Raw genomic sequence first — 18,432 nt, 5'->3', positions numbered from 1 at the left:
TTATGCCGCTACCGCAACTGGCTGGCGCAAGACAACACCCTGTCCGAATTGCTGGAACTGATTAACCGCCAACTGACCGAAAAAAACCTAAAAGTAGAGAAAGCATCCGCCGCCGTCATTGACGCCACCATTATTCAGACCACCGGCAGCAAACAGCGTCAGGCCATAGAAGTCGATGAAGAAGGACAAGTCAGTGGCCAAACCATACCGAGTAAAGACAGCGATGCCCGCTGGACAAAGAAAAACGGTTTATACAAACTCGGTTACAAACAACATACCCGTACTGATGCGGAAGGCTATATCGAGAAACTGCACATTACCCCCGCCAATGCCCATGAGTGCAAACACCTGTCGCCTTTGTTGGAAGGACTGCCCGAAGGTACGACCGTCTATGCCGACAAAGGCTATGACAGTGAGGAAAACCGGCAACATCTGAAAGAGCATCGGCTGCAGGACGGCATTATGCGCAAAGCCCACCGCAACCATCCGCTGACGGAAGTGCAAACCAAACGTAACCGGTATTTGTCGAAGACCCGTTATGTGGTTGAACAAAGCTTCGGTACGCTGCACCGTAAATTCCGCTATGCCCGGGCAGCCTACTTCGGACTGAGCAAAGTGAGTGCACAAAGCCATCTGAAGGCGATGTGTTTGAACCTTTTGAAAGCAGCTAATAGGCTAAGTGCGCCTGTTGCTGCCTAAAAGGCGGCCGGATGCCTGATTATCAGGTATCCAAGGAGGATTAAGGGGGGATTTGGGTAGAATCAGTGGATATTTGAAACAAAAACAGCCGAAAACCTGTGTTTGGATTTTGGCTGTTGGAAGGAAAGGAATTTTGCAAAGGTCTCAGGCCGTCTGAAATATTTTAGACGGCCTTTTTTGATGGGATTTAGAATGTTTTTTGCGAATCAAGCAGTAAGGTAACCGGCCCGTCATTGCAAAGGGAGACCTGCATATGGGTTTGGAATCTGCCGGTTTCGACTGTCAAGCCATGTTTGAGTAGAAGTTGTACGGTGTATTGATAAAGTTTATCTGCTTGTTCTGCGGGCGCGGCATTGGAGAAAGAAGGGCGGCGGCCGCTGCGCGCATCGGCGTAAAGGGTAAACTGGGAAACCAATAATATCGAGCCGCCGACATCTTTGAGCGATAAATTTAATTTGCCGTTTTCGTCTTCAAAGATACGCAGATTGGCAGTTTTGTCTGCAATGTATTTGGCGTCTACTTCTGTATCGGTGTGGGTAACGCCGAGCAATATCATAAATCCGTTGTTGATTTCGCCACAGGTTTCGCAGGAGTTTTCGGACAAAACGTCAACTTTGGCATGGGTAACTTTTTGGATAACGGCGCGCATGATGTTTTGTGAATACAAGGAGTTGTAGAAAAGGGCGTAAGATACGCCCTCTGTGTTCAAATATGGTTTCAGATGGCCTGAAACTATTGAATTAATTTACGGATTAATGCCGTTGTTTTTCAAGATACGTTCGATCTGATTCTCGACTTTTTGCCGTTTGACAGCTTGGGCAAGCTGATTGCGCACCAGTTCGAAAGGTTTTGCTTTAGAATCGCGTTCTACTGCACTGAGTTTAAATAGGTAAAAACGGTTTCCTATTACAACTGGTTCATGCGTTACATCGCCTCGGTTCAAGTCGGCAAAAGCGGTAGCCAGTTGAGGAGAGAGCTGCTGCGGAGAGATGAAGCCGTCAAATTCTTGTTCTGGGTTAGGATAGCGCTTCATCAGCTCTTCGAATGACAAGCCTTTGAGCAGCAGTTCTTGCGCGGCGCGTACTTCTTCGGCTGACGCAAAGTTGACTTGTTGCAGCTTGATAACGCGTGTTTGCTGGTCGTAGAAACGGCGCAACTCGGCATCGTCAACCACAGTTTGGCGTTCTAGATAAGCAGCGTATTGGTTGGCATAAAACTCAGCCTCAACGTTTTTAAACTGATTCTGCACTTCCGCATCTTTGTCCAAACCGGCCTTGATGGCTTCATTTTTCAAAATTTCCAAAGTCTGCAAACGTGTAACCACATCTTTGCGGATTGCCTGACCATCGGGTTTGGCAGTCTGGTTGGGACGTTGATCGGCCTGTCTCAACACTTCGGCGACCATGCTGTCGATACGCGCGGGATCGATTTCAGGTGCTTTGGCGGTTGCCAAGCCGACGGTTGATAGGGCGAGGATAGCCAAAACGGCAGTTTTGGGCTTGATGTTCATGTGAGTTCCTTATTGCCCGCCGCTATCACGGCGGGCACGTTATATTATTTGTTGACTTTGATGCTGGCTTTTTTCAGTAATGATTGAATGGCAGCATCAACACGGGCTGCCTGTAAGTCGCTGCCAATCTCGTTTTTAGCGGTTTCGTAAGAAGGTACGGTAACGTTACGGCGGTCATTGACGTAGAAAACGGCGTACAAATTACCGTTTTGCAGCGGCGTTTTAGTGTGTGCACCTTTTTTCAGGTCTTTAACAGCAGCGTAAAGCGGAGGCGCTGATTCTTGCAAATCTTTAAGCGGAACATAAGCTTTAGGGATACCGCCGGCTTTTTTGGCCGCTTCGTCAATTGAGTATTGGTTCAATACCGAAACAAAGCTCTTTTTCGCGTCCAAATCGGCAATGGCTTTTTGGGCATTGCTGCTGCTGTCGGTCACGATTTCGCCCAGTTGGACTTCCTGAGTACCTTTATAGAAGTTGCTGAAGTCGTTGTAAGCGGCTTTGACATCTTTTTCTTGGACAGGATATTGACGGACGATATGTGCCGCGAAAGCTTGGCCTAACAAATCATTTTCAAAAACTGCCCATTCGGTTTTGAATGTGGCTTTTTTATCTGCACCTTGCTTGGCGGCATCGGCACGCGCTTGCTCCAATGCAGCTTTGAATTCAGCGCTTTGATCCAGTTTTAATTTTTTGGCTTCTTGGGTAACAACAGTGCTGATAACTTGGCGTTCAGTCAGCATTTGACGCAATTCAGGAGTGTCTTGAACGTTCGGGTTGCTGGCGCGTACGGAAGCAACTTGGTCATCAATAACGCTGCTGTCGATGGCTTGACCGTTGATGGTAACCAAAGTTTGGGCAAACAGGGTGCCGGAAGTCAGGGCAAGCATCAAGGTTGAAGCAAAGTAGGTTTTTTTCATCGTATTTCTCGTTTAAATTAATGATTGGAAATGAATTAATGATTAGAAATCAAAGTTTAGGCGGTAATCTTAATGGAAGTATTCGTCTGGCGTAGCTGCTTTGATACTGAGTGCATGAATTAGGCCGTCTGAAAACAAGTTCTGCAAAAGCTGTTTAATCATACGTTGCCGCTGGAGACGGCCAATGTTTTCAAATGCGTTGCTGACCACCACTATGGCGTAATGCCCGCCGCCTTTATTACCGGCATGGCCGGCATGCAGATGGCTTTCATCTTCAAAATCGAAGAACTCAGGCTCAAGCGTTCGCAGGCGTTCCTCGATAATTTGACGAATATTGCTCATTTGAACACGGCTTTAAAGGGTTTAATCAATACTTCTGCGTATACGCCGGCATCAACGTAAGGGTCTTGTTCTGCCCATTCTTGTGCAGCGTCCAAAGATTCAAATTGAGCCACAATCAGGCTGCCGGAAACGCGTTCTGGATTATCTGGTAAAGGATTGGGGCCGGCAGTCAGCAGACGGCCTTGCGCTTTCAATTCTTCCAAGCGTGCCAAATGAGCAGGGCGGGCCGCCATGCGTGCTTCGTGGACATCTTCGGCATCAGTAGCCAAAAGCATGAAATATTCCATTATTGATCCTCCTTAGACTGGAAACGCATCAGATACATACCCTGTGCGATGGAAAAAATGATTGTGAAACCCAATGTGCCGAACAGTTTGTAATTGACCCATTGGTTTGGAAAATACGTAAAGACAAAGAGGTTGGCCGCACCCATAAAAATCAGGAAGCCAATCCATGCATAAGTCAGGCGTGTCCATACAAAATCAGGGAGCTGCATTTCTTTGCCCATGACGGCTTTAAGCCCGTTTTTACCGGCAAGGTGGCTGAACAGCATGACGATCGCGCCGATCCAAAACAGAACGGTCGGTTTCCACATGATAAAGCGGTTGTCTTTCAGTAAAATCGTTGCACCGCCAAAAAAGACAATCAAAATCAGGCTGATCCATTGCATGGTGTCCAGCTTGCGGTGTTTCCAAAAGGTCAGCGCAGCTTGGGCTATGCCGACTACAACCGCAACAGCCGTTGCGGCAATCATGTCTTTGGTGATGATGTATGTAATGAAAAATAAGAATACGGCGAATAAGTCGCTCAAAACTTTCATATGTTAATGGTGAAACTAATTGAGTAAATGCTAATCATACAGGCAGATGTGTTTTTTTGCACCTTCCCTCATGACTTTAATGCCGCATATATTTATATAAAATATTTGTTTTGGGTTAGAGAAATTTGTAAAAAAGAAACACAAGCATGCAAAAGTAATAGATTTACTAAGGAATTTCAGGCTGAGTGGCCTGTATTGCTTGGCAGAAATGGGTTAAAAATATATCATGACGTAATATCTAGTAAATATATGGTTAAATGCGCGCATATTGGTTAGTACCATAATTTCCGAACAGGGGATCAGTTTTGAAAAAACATCACAATATTAAATTAATTACAGCTTCTATCGCTTTAATGACATCGCTCAGCGCTTCTGCAGGTTTGGGCGGTTTGAACGTTCAATCTCATTTGGGTGAGCCTTTTACAGGTAGTATCACTGTGACTGGCGAGGAAGCTCAGGCTCTGCTTAATGACGGTAAGGCCACTATTTCAAATGGCAATTTGCGCGCGGCGGTACGCAAATCAGGCGATAAGGCAGTCGTTACGATTCGTTCTTCCAAAGCCATTAAAGATCCTGTTTTGGTTTTCCAAGTAGGTGTCGGCGCGCAATCGCGTGAATACACTGCCATCATCGATCCGGCCGGATACGACGCTAAAGATGCGGCATCCGTCCGCCCCCGTCAAGCTGCCGAATCCCAATCCTTCGAGCCGACACGCAATGCCCAACAGCCTGCAACTAAAAACAATAAAGCAGCAGGTAATCAGGCAGCTCAAGCGCGTAAGGATGTGCAGCGTAAGGCTGAGAAAAAACAAGTTCAGACGGCCCCTGCTAAAAACGACACAGCTGCACGTTCAGGCAGACAGCATTTGGTGCGTACGGGTGAAACCCTGATTGCTATTGCGTCCAGCATCCGTCCGCAGGGTATGACCTTGGATCAAACTATCCAGGCTTTGGTAAATGCCAATCCGGATGTGTTTATTGATAATAATGCCAACCGTATGTTGGCAGGTAAAGTGCTGAATATTCCAAATCGTAGCGAATTGCAACGTTTGGCTGCTTCTGCGCCTGTTAAAACCAATACAGCGGCAGAAAAAGGCAATGAAACCGTTAATGCAACAGAAGCTAAAACAGAAAAACCTGTTGTTCAGCCTGAGACTCAAACTGAAGCCCAGGTTAAAGATGCTGGCGTAAATACACAGCAGCAGGAAGAAGTGAAACAAGCTTCAGCTGAACAAACAGAACAAGCAGCATCTGCAGCTGTTAATGAAAATGCCGCATCGACTGTTCCTGCGTCCGATATTCAAGAAGCTATGGCTTCTGATGCTCAAGAGAACGTAATGGCTTCTGAGCCTGTTGCAACCACGGATTCTGTCGCGGAGCAAACAGAAGGCGAATCAGACGGCAATTTATGGAAATGGTTATTGGCAGGCGGTGCAGCCCTTATTGCTGCTTGGTTGTTGTTAAAAGCTGCGGGTAAACGTAAAGATGAGCCGGAAGCGTCACCTGTAAGCCGTAAAGATGAAGAGAAGGCTGTACAGAAAGATGTTGCTGCTTCAGCTGCTGCGGTTGCTGCAACTAAAGTAACGCCGTCTGAAAAAACTCAAGACGGCCTGCTGATTGAAGACGATTTTGAAGATGATGTGGTTATCAATGAAGTAGAAGAATCTTCCAATATTAATGATGTCAAACTTGATTTGGGTAAGATTGACAATAGTCAGGCAGGTATTCTTTCAGGTGCAGTAACGCATGATGTTGAGACAGAGCAACGTCGCCATGCTGATTGGGACAATATCGAATCAACGGAAAGCGTGTACGAGCCTGAACCAGAAAATCCGTATCAGCCAGTATCTGTTGTTATGCCTGAACGTAAAGAAGAGCAGGCAAATACATTTGCTGAGTTTGATTTGGCGGCAGAGAAAAAAGTCTCCGAGTCAAGAAATGAAGAGCCACTCGAGTTTATGATAGAAACCCCTGAAGCTTCAGACGGTCATGCGTTGCCATTCGAGGTCAAGCAAGATCAAGACTTGCAAATTCAAGGAACCAAAGAAGAAGTAGAGAAAGAAGAAGCTGCTTCTGAGTTTGTGATTGAAGAAGGTGCATTGGAATGGGGAGCTGAAGATGTTTCAGTAGCCGCCGATAAAAGCAATAGTGAAAGAGGCTTTGTTTCAGAATCAGTTGGCATGACTGCACCGCTTGAAGCCAAATATGATTTGGCTAAGATGTATATCGAAATCGGTGATCCTGAAGCGGCTCGAGAAACATTGCAAGGGCTGATTGAGGAGGCTGAAGGCGATATTCTGCATAAAGCCCAAAAACTGATGAAAGAACTTGGCGCATAAGTGTCAGTTAAATGAAGATGCCGTTTCAGACGGCATCTTTTTTATGGTAAATTAAAAAATGAGATTTGGGCTGAATCCATTTTTAGATATGACAGTATTGCATGGCAGTTCTATGGTGGACGAAGATAAGGCTGTCTGAAATACATGATGAGAGGCGTGTGATGATCACGCCTTTTAATATCTGTTATTTGAGCGTGGGCAACAATATCCATTTATAAGAAGTATCAAAAATGACCGAACAAACGAATACAACAGGACATTCCGTTCAGCGTTGGGCTTTAACCCTATCTTATGACGGAAGCCGTTTTTATGGCTGGCAAAAACAGGCAGGAGACCTGCCGACTGTTCAGACGGCCTTAGAGCAGGCATTAACTTCAATAGCAGGAGAGCAGATTAATACTATTGTTGCGGGAAGGACAGATACGGGTGTACATGCGACAGCTCAGGTCGTACACTTTGATACATCTGTAAGCCGTCCGGAGCAAGCGTGGGTGCGTGGAGTCAATGCGCATTTGCCTGACGGTGTGGCTGTATTGTTTGCGCAAAAAGTTGCACCTCATTTTAATGCTCGATTTGATGCTTATGGCCGGCATTACCGTTATTTGCTGGAGTCATCTCCGGTTCGCTCTCCGTTGTTGGTCGGCAGGATAGGGTGGACACATTTGAAATTAGATTTAAATCTGATGAGGCAGGCTGCTGCTTTATTGGAGGGTGAACATGACTTCTCCAGCTTTCGTGCGGCTGAGTGCCAGGCAAAATCGCCTATAAAAACGCTATATAGGGCAAGTATTAGTGGGACTCCTCGTTATTTGTGCCTTGATTTGCATGGAAATGCATTCTTGCATCATATGGTGCGCAATATTATGGGCGCATTGGTATATGTGGGAAGTGGCAGGATCAGTGTGGATGAATTTCAGTCAATCTTTCATGCAAGAAGCAGATTGAAAGCACCTCCGACTTTTATGTCTGACGGCCTGTATTTGACAGGCGTTGATTATCCTGATGAGTTTGGGGTGGTAAAACTGCCTCTGCCTGAGTGGATGGATGTTTCGGGTAATGTTTTTCAGACGGCCTAATTGACGGATTGTTGGTATAAAAGCAACAAAATAGCGTGATTGATGTGTAAATTAATAAAGTGTTGTAAAAATGCACAATTGGTTTTAAAAGAAATTTATCATTGATTTTAAATAATAAATTTCCTTTTTTTAGGCTGTGTTTGCCTTTGCCGGGTTTCAAGGGTGGTGGGGGTGGATTGAATAAAGTTTGTTTTTTTAGAGAGGAGCAATTATAGTAACAGTCATGGAATCGCTGATTCCAGCGATAATGTAAGCCTAAGCGGATTGTCCGGTCTGCTTAAGTTATTTCTTCACAATAGAAAAGGAATACAGCAATGAAAAAATCTCTGATTGCTCTGACTTTGGCAGCTCTGCCTGTTGCAGCTATGGCTGATGTGACTCTGTACGGTCAAGTTAAAGCCGGCGTTGAAATTTCTAAAGTAAAAGAAGGTAAGACTACTTCTAAAACTGCTACTGAGATTGCTGACTACGGTTCTCGCATCGGCTTCAAAGGCCACGAACACTTGGGTAGCAACTTGAATGCTATTTGGCAAGTTGAACAAAACACTTCTATCGCCGGTGGTGATTCTGGTTTCGCGACCCGTGAATCTTTCTTGGGCTTGGAAGGCGGTTTCGGTAAAGTTCGTGCTGGTAAATTGGATACTTCTCTGAAAAACAGTAGCGACAGCTTCGACCCTTGGGAATCTAGTAATGCTAACGCAGACGCTCTGCAATTGGGTAAAATCAAACGTGTAGATACTCGTAAAGTATCTGTACGTTACGACACTCCTGTGTTTGGTGGTTTCAGCGCAAGCGTACAATACCAACCTCGCGACAATGCTAACCCTGGCGATAAATACGATCACGCTGTGAAAAGCCGTGAATCTTACGACTTAGGCTTGAACTACGAGAACTCTGGTTTCTTCGGTCGCTACGCTGGTTCTTATGCTAAACGTGCTGACTTGACTTCTGGTTACCTGGATGCATTCAACCACAATACTACTTTGGCTGCTGGTACTTACAAAGATCACCAAGCTCACCGTCTGACTGCTGGTTACGATGCTAACAACCTGATGGTTGCTGTTGTAGGTCAATACGAAGGCTTCAAAGCTGACGTAGCTGGTGCTAAGAAAAACGAACGTACTGAAGTTGGTGCAACTGCTGCTTACCGCTTCGGCAACGTAACTCCTCGTGTTTCTTACGCTCACGGTTTCAAAGCTAAAGAAGAAGGCGTGAAACAAAAGAACAGCGCTTACAACCAAGTTATCGTTGGTGCTGACTACGACTTCTCTAAACGCACTTCTGCCCTGTTGTCTGCCGGCTGGTTGAAAGAAGGCAAAGGCGACTACAAATACGAGAAAACTGCTGGTACTGTTGGCCTGCGTCACAAATTCTAATCTGACTTAAGATTAGTCTGAAAAAGAGCCTGTTTTATACAGGCTCTTTTTGTTTTTGTAAGAAATGTATTTTGTCATTGCAGGGGTAGGTTAAAGTATTTTCAATATTCGTTTTCAGACGGCCTATGGAAATTTAAGTCAGGTTCTATTCAATATATGCTAAATGAAATTTTGGAAATTATTTTGAGTATTATTATAAATAAGTTAATAATATAGGGATGATTATTGGATTGAGTTGATTTTTCTATGTTTCATGCCTAATAATAAAAGGTTCATTTAATGTAGTTCTAAAGTATTATTAGTATGTAGAATCTGGTTTTAAGATTTGTAAACTTGATTTTAATCAAATTATTGCCGATAGATGATTCATATAATATAAGTGTTTAGAGTATCGATATATCGGGAATAGCCATGTCCTGTCTTGAAATGAAGTGCTTAAGTGGCATTTGGAAACGAATCCTTGTGCTTTTTGCTGTGTTTTCTATGATGATAGTAAGCCTGCCTGCTTATGCGGAGCGCTTGCCTGATTTCTTGGCAAAAATTCAGCCTTCTGAAATTTTCCCCGGTGCTGATCGCTACGGCAAACCGGAAGGTAAGCCTTTGGTTGCTCGCGTGTACAAGGGCGAAGAGCAGCTTGGCTTGGTTTATATCACGACTGACGTGGTCAATACGCGCGGTTATTCGAGTAAACCGATCGATACGATGGTTGCATTGGCCAATGATGGTACTATTGCCGGCGCAAAATTGGTTGAACACCATGAGCCGATTATGTTGATCGGTATCCCGCAATCCCGTGTCGATAAATTCATTGACAAATATATCGGCTTAAATTTTATTAAAAACCCGCCTCAACCAGGTGTTGCACCAGGGGATATTATTAGTGGTGCGACTGTAACCCTGATGGTCATCAATGACAGTATTCAGCGCTCTGTTAAAGCAGTAATCCATCAATATCATTTGGGTACAGATAAAGCAGTTCAAGCCGGTACGGCAGCTGCTTCCGGCGAACAGTCTGCCGAACCTGCCGTTCAAACTCGTCCGCGTCGTGTTGCCAATCAAGACAAACAAGATATCCTGTCATGGAATGCGCTTTTGGAACAAAAAGCCGTCGGTCATCTGCATATTTCTATCGACGAAATCAATAAACTGTTTGAGAAAAGCGGTAAAGCAGGCGTGGCAGATCATGCGGAGCAGGGCGATGGTAATGATACATTTATTGATCTGTATGTTGCCTTGGTCAGCCAACCTTCCATCGGTAAAAGCCTTTTAGGTGAAGCCGGTTGGAACAACCTGCAAAAACGTTTGAAACCTGGCCAAGAAGCCGTGATGGTGGCCGGCGAGGGTCGCTATTCTTGGAAAGGTTCGGGTTATGTCCGCGGCGGTATCTTTGACCGTATTGAAATGATTCAAGGCGATACCAGCTTCCGCTTTACCGATGCGCAACATGAACGTGTAGTTGCTTTATCCGCCGAAGGTGCGCCTGCATTTAAAGAAGTTTCTTGGTTCACTATTCCCGAAGGTGTGGAATTTGATGGTGCTGAGCCATGGCGTTTACAATTGATGATTCAACGCGTATTGAGCGTAAATGATAAGGCATTTGTAACTGCCGATTTGGATTATGAATTGCCAAAAGGCTACTACGTTGACGATCCTAAAGCACCGCCGGTTGAAATTAGTGCACCGGTTGAGCCGATGGCTGTGGCAGCCTCTGCTCCGGAAGAAAGTACAGGTATTGCAGAAGATGCAACGGCTGAGGAAGGCGTATCCAACCAACTTTGGAAACAGGTTTGGAAAGCCAAACAAGGTCAAATCGTGGTTGTCGGTATTGCTTTGACAATTCTTCTGTTGGTATTCCTGTTCCAAGATTGGATTGTCCGTTACGAAAAATGGTATGACCGATTCCGTCTTTGTTTCCTGACCTTTACGCTGTTTTATATCGGCTGGTATGCTCAGGCACAATTATCGGTAGTGAATACTTTGACGTTGTTCTCAGCTGTTTTGACTGAGTTCCACTGGGAATTTTTCCTGATGGATCCGCTGGTATTCATTTTGTGGCTCTTTACAGCGGCGACCATGCTGTTGTGGAACCGCGGTACATTCTGTGGTTGGTTGTGTCCTTTTGGTGCATTGCAGGAGTTAACCAACCGTATCGCTAAAAAATTGGGTCTGAAACAAATTACAGTGCCACACTTGTTGCATACCCGTCTGAGTGCGATTAAATATGTAATTTTCTTCGCCTTGTTGGCAATTTCTCTGTACGATTTGGGTACGGCTGAAAAATTTGCTGAAATTGAGCCTTTCAAAACTGCAATTATTTTGAAATTCATGCGTGAATGGTGGTTTGTTCTGTTCGCCGCCGCTTTGCTGATTGCAGGCTTGTTCATCGAACGTTTCTTCTGCCGTTATCTGTGTCCTTTGGGTGCAGGTATTGCATTGCCGGGCCGCTTCCGTGTGTTTGATTGGCTGCGCCGTTATAAAATGTGCGGTAACCCATGCCAGATTTGTACACACGAATGCCCAGTACAGGCAATCGCACCTGAAGGCGACATTCATCCGAACGAATGTATCCAATGTCTGCATTGTCAGGTAATGTATCATCACGATACGCGTTGCCCTCAAGTAGTGGCAACGAATAAGAAAAAACAAAAACAGGCGGCGGCAAAAGCTGAACAGCATGATGCGGCAGCGACGCAAAATGCCCAAGAACAAGTCGTCCAGTTTGTTAAAAAAGAATCGGCAATCAGTGTCGACAAGTAGTAATTTATCAATAAAAAAAGAGGGCTGTATCGGCAGCCCGACTTAGAAAATTTTTCATCGGCAGGCCGTCTGAAAAATCGGCCGCCGGATTTTATCCAAGGAGTGTCGTATGTCAGACGAAAAATTAGAACAAAACGGCTTAAGCCGTCGTTCATTCTTAGGTACTGCCGCTGCTTCCGGTGCAGGTATTGCCGGTGCTGGTTTGTTGGGCTTGGCCGGTTGCTCTAACGGCGAGGGTGATAAAGCTGCTGCTTCCGGTGCTGCACCTGCCGAAAAAGCTGCTGCTCATTCTGCCGAACCGGGCAAACAAACTTCCGAAGTCGGTCCAGGCGAACTTGACCAATACTACGGTTTCTTGTCAGGCGGTCAATCAGGCGAAATGCGCTTGATCGGCGTACCTTCTATGCGTGAATTGATGCGTATCCCTGTGTTCAATATGGACAGCGCTACCGGTTGGGGTCGTACCAACGAGAGCCTGCGTATTTTGAATGAAAAAATTACGCCGGAAACCCGTAAATTTCTGCAAGACAGCGGTCTGCGCTGCTACCCTAACGGCGACTTGCACCACCCGCACTTGTCTTTTACCGATCAAACTTACGACGGCCGCTATGCATATGCCAACGATAAAGCAAATACCCGTGTTTGCCGCGTCCGCTTGGATGTAATGAAAACCGATAAAATCATCGATATTCCTAATGCTTCAGGTATCCACGGTCTGCGTCCGCAACGTTATCCAAAAACCGGTTATGTTTTTGCTAACGGCGAACACATTGTTCCAGTTGACGGCGTAGGCAAATGGGATGATGCGAAAACTTGGAATGCCGTTTATACCGCAATTGATGGCGAAACCATGGAAATCGCATGGCAAGTTCTGGTAGACGGTAACTTGGACAACGGCGATGCCGACTACCAAGGTAAATACTCTTTCTCTACCTGCTATAACTCTGAGCGCGCTCTGACTGTACAAGGTGCATCTTCTAACGAACAAGACTGGTGTGTGGTATTTAACCTGGCCGCCATCGAAGAAGGCATCAAAAAAGGCGACTTCAAAGAGGTTAACGGCGTGAAAATGTTGGACGGTCGTGCGGAAGCCAACTCTCCATACACTCGTTACATCCCGGTTCCTAACTCTCCTCACGGCTGTAATGCAAGCCCTGACGGCAAATACATTATGCTCAACGGTAAACTGTCTCCAACCGTTACCGTATTGGATGTCAGCAAACTGGATGACTTGTTTGCAGGTAAAATCAAAGAGCGCGATGTTGTCGTAGCCGAGCCTCAACTGGGTCTTGGCCCATTACACACTGCATTTGACGGTCGCGGCAATGCCTATACCACATTGTTTATCGACAGCCAAATGGTGAAATGGAACATCGACGATGCGATTAAAGCCTATAAAGGCGAGAAAATCGATCCGATCAAACAAAAACTCGACGTTCACTATCAACCGGGCCACAACCACACTACCATGGGCGAAACCAAAGAAGCCGACGGTAAATGGTTGGTATCTTTGAACAAGTTCTCTAAAGACCGCTTCTTGAATGCCGGTCCTTTGAAACCTGAGTGTGACCAATTGATCGATATCTCCGGCGACGAAATGCGTCTGGTGCATGACAATCCGACTTTTGCCGAACCACACGACTTGTGCTTGGTTGCCGCGTCTAAAGTGAACCCAAGCAAAACTTGGGACCGCAAAGACCCATGGTTCTGGCAAGAAGCTTTGGAACAAGCTCAAAAAGACGGTGTTGAGCTGGAAAAAGCTGCCAAAGTCGTACGTGAAGGCAACAAAGTACGCGTGTACATGACTGCCGTTGCGCCTGCTTACAGCGTTCCTCAATTTGAAGTGAACCAAGGCGACGAAGTTACCGTATATGTAACCAACGTTGAGACCATTGAAGACTTGACTCACGGCTTTACTTTGGAAGGTTATGGCATTGCTATGGAGATTGGCCCGCAAGCTACATCTTCTGTAACCTTCAAGGCTGTCCGTCCAGGTGTACACTGGTACTACTGCCAATGGTTCTGCCACGCATTGCATATGGAAATGTCTGGCCAAATGATTGTTAAACCAAAATAATTTCGGTTTGATGATTTAATTCTTCAGGCCGTCTGAAAAAACATTCTTTCAGACGGCCTTTATAGCAAAGTTGTTTGTCGGCCGATATGGCCACAAAATGAAAGCCATCATCAGACAGCTTTGCTATAACACCAAAATACCTGTTTCCGCATCAGTTTATCATGCGGCAAGCAGGCCGTCTGAAACAGAGATATGATTATGACGCACACACAAATCCATCGTTCCAAATGGCAACGTGCCGCACTCGTATTGCTGCTTGGCAGCATGGTTCAGACGGCCTTTGCTGCAGTCATCAACGTATCCGCACAAGACAATCTCAATGATGCTTTGGCGCGCGCCCAAGCCGGCGATACGCTCAAGCTTGCCTCCGGTACATACAAAACCAAACTCTATATCGACAAACCCATTACCATCGAAGGCCCTGCCGACCGTTCCGCCAAGATTGTTGGCGACCGGAGCGGGAGGACGGTTGCCGTTCATGCGCCTGATGTAACTTTGCGCAATCTGACTGTTTCCCATTCCGGCATGAGTTTGCCGGCAATGGATGCCGGTATCTATTTAGAAGAGACGGCAACGCGCGCGCTGGTGGAGCATAACAACATCATCGACAATTCTGTCGGCGTATATATTCACGGTGCGGCAGAATCCATGGTGCGGGAAAATAAAATCATCGGCGATGCAACCCTGCGCATCAACGAACGCGGCAACGGCGTAACTGTCTGGAATGCGCCCGGTGCGCAAGTGGTCGATAACGATATTTCCAAAGGCCGTGACGGTATTTTTTCAAATACCAGTACCCATAATACCTACAAAGGCAACCGCTTTAGTGACTTGCGCTTTGCCGTCCATTATATGTACACCAATGACAGCGAAGTCAGCAACAATATCTCCGTCGGCAACAACATGGGTTATGTGCTGATGTTTTCCGAACGCCTGAAAGTGTATGGCAACATTGCCGTTGGCAGCCGCGACCAAGGCATTATGCTCAACTACGTCAATTATTCCGAAATTCACGATAATGTGATCAACAAGGCAGGCAAATGCGTGTTTGCCTACAATGCCAACTACAATAAAATTTTCGACAACCATTTTGAAAACTGTCAAATCGGTATTCACTTTACCGCGGCCATTGAAGGCACAAGCCTGTTCAATAATTCGTTTATCAACAACGAAAGCCAAGTCAAATACGTCAGCACCCGTTTCCTTGATTGGGGCGAGGGTGGTCGCGGCAACTATTGGAGTGATAACAGCGCCTTTGACCTTGACGGCGACGGCTTCGGCGACAGTGCCTACCGTCCCAACGGGATTATTGACCAAATCATCTGGCGTGCGCCCGTCGCCCGGTTATTGATGAACAGCCCTGCCATCAGTATTGTCAAATGGGCGCAATCGCAATTTCCCGCCATCCTGCCTGGCGGCGTAATTGACAGCAAGCCTTTGATGAACCCTGTCCGCAATAAAACGACAACCAAATACGAAGCCATGAAGGACGAATTGCTGCATGAAGCAAAAACGCACCAATCCGAATGGGGTAATGCCGAAAACGGTGCGCTGACAGGCGGAAATGCCAATATGTAACCTTTCAGACGGCCCAATATCAAAGGCCGTCTGAAACATTCACTAGAGGAATATCCATGAGCAGTACCAACCACGTTGAATTGAGAAACGTGACCAAGCAGTTTGGCAGCCAAAAGGCCGTCAATCAAGTCGATCTGGTTCTCAAGGCTGGCGAGAGCGTCGGCATGGCAGGACACAACGGTGCAGGCAAATCTACCATTATGAAGCTGATACTCGGCCTGATTACGCCGACCAAGGGCGAAGTGATGCTTTTGGGAGAGCCGACCGGCAGTAAAGCAGGCGCGCAGCGTCGCAGCCAAATCGGTTACCTGCCTGAAACGGTTGCATTGCACCCTTCATTGACCGGTATCGAAACCATGGATTTCTATGCCAAACTTAAAAAACAGCCCCTGAGTAAAAACCGTGAATTGCTCGAGCGTGTCGGCATTTCTCAAGCGGCACGCCGCCGTGTCGGCACTTACTCCAAAGGTATGCGCCAGCGTCTCGCTTTGGCACAGGCCTTGTTGGGTGAGCCTAAAGTCTTATTGTTTGACGAACCGACCACAGGCCTTGACCCGGCTTCACGCCAAATGTTTTATGAAGTTGTGCGCGAACTCAATGGGCGCGGCGCAACCGTATTACTCAGCACCCACGCACTGGCCGAGCTTGACGGCCACGCCGACCGCATCATCGTCATGAAAAACGGCGTGAAAGTTGCCGACGGCAGCATGGATGAGTTGCATGTTCAAAGCGGTCTGCCGCTGACCGTCAATGTCCGTTTGAAAGAAGCGCGCCCGTTGAGCGAGCGTTGGCATCTACTTTCAGACGGCCTGTCATACCAAGCACAATGTAAAGCAGAAGAGCGCATGGCTCTTTTGAGCGAATTGGGTGATTTGGGCAGTCTTGCCTACATCGATATCCACACGCCTACACTTGACGATATGTACGCGCAATTCTTGAAGAGGGAAGACGTATGAACCCCGTTTGGATTATTACCGGCAAAGAAGTCCGCGACAGCCTGCGCAACCGTTGGGTTCTTGCCGCCGCACTTTTGCTTGCCGCATTGGCACTGTCATTAGGCTTTCTCGGTAGCTCACCTACCGGTTCGGTCAAGGTTGATCCCTTGACGGTAACCGTAGTCAGTCTGTCCAGCCTGTCTATCTTCTTGATTCCGCTGATTGCGATGTTGCTCTCTTATGATGCACTGATTGGCGAAATCGAGCGCGGTACAATGGCGTTGCTGCTAAGTTACCCCATCTCGCGCAACCAAATCCTTGCCGGTAAATTTATCGGCCACCTCATCATTCTTGCTCTTGCTACCACGGCAGGCTACGGATTGGCAGGTATTACCCTTCAGCTTGCCAACGGCGGTTTTGATATTGCCGCATGGCAACCTTTCGCTCTTTTGATTGCTGCCAGCGTGATTCTTGGCGCAGCCTTTTTGTCCATGGGCTATTTGATCAGCGCAAAAGTTAAAGAACGCGGTACCGCCGCCGGTATCGCCATCGGCGTATGGCTGTTTTTTGTCGTTATTTTCGATATGGCGCTTTTAGGTGTTTTGGTTGCTGATACCGAACAAGTCATTACCGCGCCTGTAGTGGAAACCATTCTCTTGTTCAATCCTTCCGACATTTACCGTCTGCTCAATCTGACCGGTTATGAAAACACCGCGATGTACGCAGGTATGGCTGGTTTGAGCGAACAAATCAGCCTGAGTATGCCTGTTTTGCTGACGGCTCAGATATTATGGGTTATCATTCCTTTGATTTTAGCCGCCTGGATTTTCGGAAAGCGACAAATATGAGAAAAATATTATTGACAACCTTCACACTCATCGCATTGGCAGCCTGCAGCAAGCAGGACAACAGCCCTCCGCCTGCGCCCCAACAAATCAGCGACAGCGCAGTGGGTCATTACTGCAGCATGAATTTGACTGAACACAACGGCCCTAAAGCGCAAATCTTCTTGAACGGCAAACCTGACAAACCGGTTTGGTTTTCCACCATCAAGCAGATGTTTGGCTACACCAAACTGCCCGAAGAGCCTAAAGGCATTCATGCCATCTATGTTACCGATATGGGCAAAGTCAAAGATTGGGAAAAACCCAATGCCGATGCCGAATGGATAGATGCGAAAAAAGCCTATTACGTTATTGAAAGCAGCTTTATCGGCGGCATGGGTGCGGAAGACGCGCTTCCGTTTGCCGACAAGGCTCAGGCTGAAAAATTCGCCAAAGAAAAAGGCGGCAGAGTAGTCGGTTTTGCAGAGATGCCCGACGAATACATTTTCAAATAAAACAATCAATAAAAGGCCGTCTGAAATAGTTTCAGGCGGCCTTTGTGTTGGAAGCTGTCGATTGCTGATTTAATGAATGCGGCTTTCAATATAAAGATAAAAAATCTAAGGAATACTTTATGTCCACCCCTTTAACGCGCCGCCGTTTCCTTGCCATAGCTGCCACCCTTGCCGCCGGTGTCGGCATTCCTTTTGCCATCAGCCGCAAAACCAATCAGCCGACTCATCCGACCAGCCCAAATCAAGAAGGACAGCCTGTTATCTGGAAAGGGATTGCATTAGGCTCGGGCGCGGAGTTGCGTTTGTTTGGCGTTGAGCGCAAGCAGGCAGAAATATTGGTCAACAAAGTATTGGCGGAAGTTTTACGGTTGGAAAAAATCTTCAGCCTGTATCGGGACGACAGCCTGATTAGCCGCTTAAACCGAGAAGGCCGTCTGAAAAATCCGCCATCCGATTTTTTGCAGCTGCTCAGCATTAGTCGAGATATCCATCAGCTGACGCGGGGTGCATTTGATCCCAGCATTCAGCCATTGTGGAATCTGTATGCCGATCATTTCAGACGAAACCCTAAAACCGAAACGCCGCCATCTGAACGCAGTATCAAAGACACGCTCAAATTAGTGGATTTCAACAAAGTCGATTTTGATACCAAAGAAATCCGTTTTGC

At 46.6% G+C, this 18,432-nt stretch carries 17 protein-coding genes; 11 read left to right on the top strand and 6 right to left on the bottom strand.

Translation table 11 applies throughout. The features are described from left to right. Nucleotides 1-699 (top strand): IS5 family transposase (locus ACTHSP_RS09530; RefSeq protein WP_440346018.1); only part of this gene is annotated, 699 nt, incomplete at its 5' end. Between the two features lie 187 nt (nucleotides 700-886). Here ACTHSP_RS09530 and dtd read toward each other — a convergent pair. The 6 genes from dtd to ACTHSP_RS09500 form a co-directional block, all read right to left on the bottom strand. Continuing rightward, nucleotides 887-1,348, bottom strand: a complete 462-nt coding sequence (gene dtd, locus ACTHSP_RS09525; protein ID WP_314513322.1) for a D-aminoacyl-tRNA deacylase — start codon at nucleotides 1,346-1,348, stop codon at nucleotides 887-889. Between the two features lie 96 nt (nucleotides 1,349-1,444). Then, a complete protein-coding gene (locus ACTHSP_RS09520; RefSeq protein ID WP_314513323.1) occupies nucleotides 1,445-2,209 on the bottom strand; it encodes a peptidylprolyl isomerase in 765 nt (254 codons plus the stop codon). Between the two features lie 44 nt (nucleotides 2,210-2,253). Then, the gene (locus tag ACTHSP_RS09515; RefSeq protein WP_314513326.1) at nucleotides 2,254-3,126 is read right to left on the bottom strand and encodes a peptidylprolyl isomerase; all 873 of its coding nucleotides are present in this window, start codon (nucleotides 3,124-3,126) and stop codon (nucleotides 2,254-2,256) included. Between the two features lie 69 nt (nucleotides 3,127-3,195). Continuing rightward, a complete protein-coding gene (locus tag ACTHSP_RS09510; RefSeq protein ID WP_440346017.1) occupies nucleotides 3,196-3,468 on the bottom strand; it encodes a BolA family protein in 273 nt (90 codons plus the stop codon). Next, on the bottom strand, nucleotides 3,465-3,755 hold the full coding sequence (locus ACTHSP_RS09505; protein WP_004519663.1) for a YciI family protein: 291 nt from the start codon (nucleotides 3,753-3,755) through the stop codon (nucleotides 3,465-3,467). The genes ACTHSP_RS09510 and ACTHSP_RS09505 overlap by 4 nt, the downstream gene beginning before the upstream one ends. Further along, nucleotides 3,755-4,288, bottom strand: a complete 534-nt coding sequence (locus ACTHSP_RS09500; RefSeq protein WP_314513330.1) for a septation protein A — start codon at nucleotides 4,286-4,288, stop codon at nucleotides 3,755-3,757. The genes ACTHSP_RS09505 and ACTHSP_RS09500 overlap by 1 nt, the downstream gene beginning before the upstream one ends. A gap of 353 nt (nucleotides 4,289-4,641) precedes the next feature. On the opposite strand from ACTHSP_RS09500, the gene ACTHSP_RS09495 reads away from it, so the two are divergent. The 10 genes from ACTHSP_RS09495 to ACTHSP_RS09450 form a co-directional block, all read left to right on the top strand. Then, entirely contained in the window at nucleotides 4,642-6,627 is a 1,986-nt protein-coding gene (locus ACTHSP_RS09495) for a FimV/HubP family polar landmark protein (protein WP_314513339.1), read from the top strand. A gap of 230 nt (nucleotides 6,628-6,857) precedes the next feature. Beyond that, a complete protein-coding gene (truA, locus tag ACTHSP_RS09490) occupies nucleotides 6,858-7,703 on the top strand; it encodes a tRNA pseudouridine(38-40) synthase TruA (RefSeq protein ID WP_314513332.1) in 846 nt (281 codons plus the stop codon). Between the two features lie 314 nt (nucleotides 7,704-8,017). After that, nucleotides 8,018-9,079, top strand: a complete 1,062-nt coding sequence (gene porB / locus ACTHSP_RS09485) for a trimeric porin PorB (protein WP_314513334.1) — start codon at nucleotides 8,018-8,020, stop codon at nucleotides 9,077-9,079. A 483-nt stretch (nucleotides 9,080-9,562) separates the two neighbouring features. Beyond that, a complete protein-coding gene (locus tag ACTHSP_RS09480) occupies nucleotides 9,563-11,836 on the top strand; it encodes a 4Fe-4S binding protein (RefSeq protein ID WP_314513335.1) in 2,274 nt (757 codons plus the stop codon). A gap of 109 nt (nucleotides 11,837-11,945) precedes the next feature. After that, on the top strand, nucleotides 11,946-13,913 hold the full coding sequence (gene nosZ / locus ACTHSP_RS09475; protein ID WP_070646250.1) for a TAT-dependent nitrous-oxide reductase: 1,968 nt from the start codon (nucleotides 11,946-11,948) through the stop codon (nucleotides 13,911-13,913). 198 nt (nucleotides 13,914-14,111) lie between these two features. After that, nucleotides 14,112-15,491, top strand: a complete 1,380-nt coding sequence (locus tag ACTHSP_RS09470; protein ID WP_440346016.1) for a nitrous oxide reductase family maturation protein NosD — start codon at nucleotides 14,112-14,114, stop codon at nucleotides 15,489-15,491. Between the two features lie 56 nt (nucleotides 15,492-15,547). Then, nucleotides 15,548-16,447, top strand: a complete 900-nt coding sequence (locus tag ACTHSP_RS09465; RefSeq protein WP_070646255.1) for an ABC transporter ATP-binding protein — start codon at nucleotides 15,548-15,550, stop codon at nucleotides 16,445-16,447. After that, nucleotides 16,444-17,274 carry an ABC transporter permease gene (locus tag ACTHSP_RS09460; RefSeq protein ID WP_070646258.1) on the top strand — a complete coding sequence of 277 codons (831 nt, stop codon included), beginning with the start codon at nucleotides 16,444-16,446 and terminating at the stop codon, nucleotides 17,272-17,274. The genes ACTHSP_RS09465 and ACTHSP_RS09460 overlap by 4 nt, the downstream gene beginning before the upstream one ends. Then, nucleotides 17,271-17,765, top strand: coding sequence for a nitrous oxide reductase accessory protein NosL (locus ACTHSP_RS09455; RefSeq protein WP_070646263.1), 495 nt, complete (start codon nucleotides 17,271-17,273; stop codon nucleotides 17,763-17,765). Before ACTHSP_RS09460 ends, ACTHSP_RS09455 begins: the two co-directional genes overlap by 4 nt. A 119-nt stretch (nucleotides 17,766-17,884) precedes the next feature. Continuing rightward, nucleotides 17,885-18,432 (top strand): FAD:protein FMN transferase (locus tag ACTHSP_RS09450; RefSeq protein ID WP_440346015.1); only part of this gene is annotated, 548 nt, incomplete at its 3' end.

Source organism: Neisseria sp. P0001.S005 (genome assembly GCF_051963715.1).
This window is presented reverse-complemented; position numbering and strand designations above follow the sequence as displayed.

Bases quoted from the DNA above. Each gene is read 5' to 3' on its own strand.
- dtd (WP_314513322.1), bottom strand. From the start codon at position 1,348: ATGCGCGCCGTTATCCAAAAAGTTACCCATGCCAAAGTTGACGTTTTG.
- ACTHSP_RS09520 (WP_314513323.1), bottom strand. From the start codon at position 2,209: ATGAACATCAAGCCCAAAACTGCCGTTTTGGCTATCCTCGCCCTATCA.
- ACTHSP_RS09515 (WP_314513326.1), bottom strand. From the start codon at position 3,126: ATGAAAAAAACCTACTTTGCTTCAACCTTGATGCTTGCCCTGACTTCC.
- ACTHSP_RS09510 (WP_440346017.1), bottom strand. From the start codon at position 3,468: ATGAGCAATATTCGTCAAATTATCGAGGAACGCCTGCGAACGCTTGAG.
- ACTHSP_RS09505 (WP_004519663.1), bottom strand. From the start codon at position 3,755: ATGGAATATTTCATGCTTTTGGCTACTGATGCCGAAGATGTCCACGAA.
- ACTHSP_RS09500 (WP_314513330.1), bottom strand. From the start codon at position 4,288: ATGAAAGTTTTGAGCGACTTATTCGCCGTATTCTTATTTTTCATTACA.
- ACTHSP_RS09495 (WP_314513339.1), top strand. From the start codon at position 4,642: ATGACATCGCTCAGCGCTTCTGCAGGTTTGGGCGGTTTGAACGTTCAA.
- truA (WP_314513332.1), top strand. From the start codon at position 6,858: ATGACCGAACAAACGAATACAACAGGACATTCCGTTCAGCGTTGGGCT.
- porB (WP_314513334.1), top strand. From the start codon at position 8,018: ATGAAAAAATCTCTGATTGCTCTGACTTTGGCAGCTCTGCCTGTTGCA.
- ACTHSP_RS09480 (WP_314513335.1), top strand. From the start codon at position 9,563: ATGATGATAGTAAGCCTGCCTGCTTATGCGGAGCGCTTGCCTGATTTC.
- nosZ (WP_070646250.1), top strand. From the start codon at position 11,946: ATGTCAGACGAAAAATTAGAACAAAACGGCTTAAGCCGTCGTTCATTC.
- ACTHSP_RS09470 (WP_440346016.1), top strand. From the start codon at position 14,112: ATGACGCACACACAAATCCATCGTTCCAAATGGCAACGTGCCGCACTC.
- ACTHSP_RS09465 (WP_070646255.1), top strand. From the start codon at position 15,548: ATGAGCAGTACCAACCACGTTGAATTGAGAAACGTGACCAAGCAGTTT.
- ACTHSP_RS09460 (WP_070646258.1), top strand. From the start codon at position 16,444: ATGAACCCCGTTTGGATTATTACCGGCAAAGAAGTCCGCGACAGCCTG.
- ACTHSP_RS09455 (WP_070646263.1), top strand. From the start codon at position 17,271: ATGAGAAAAATATTATTGACAACCTTCACACTCATCGCATTGGCAGCC.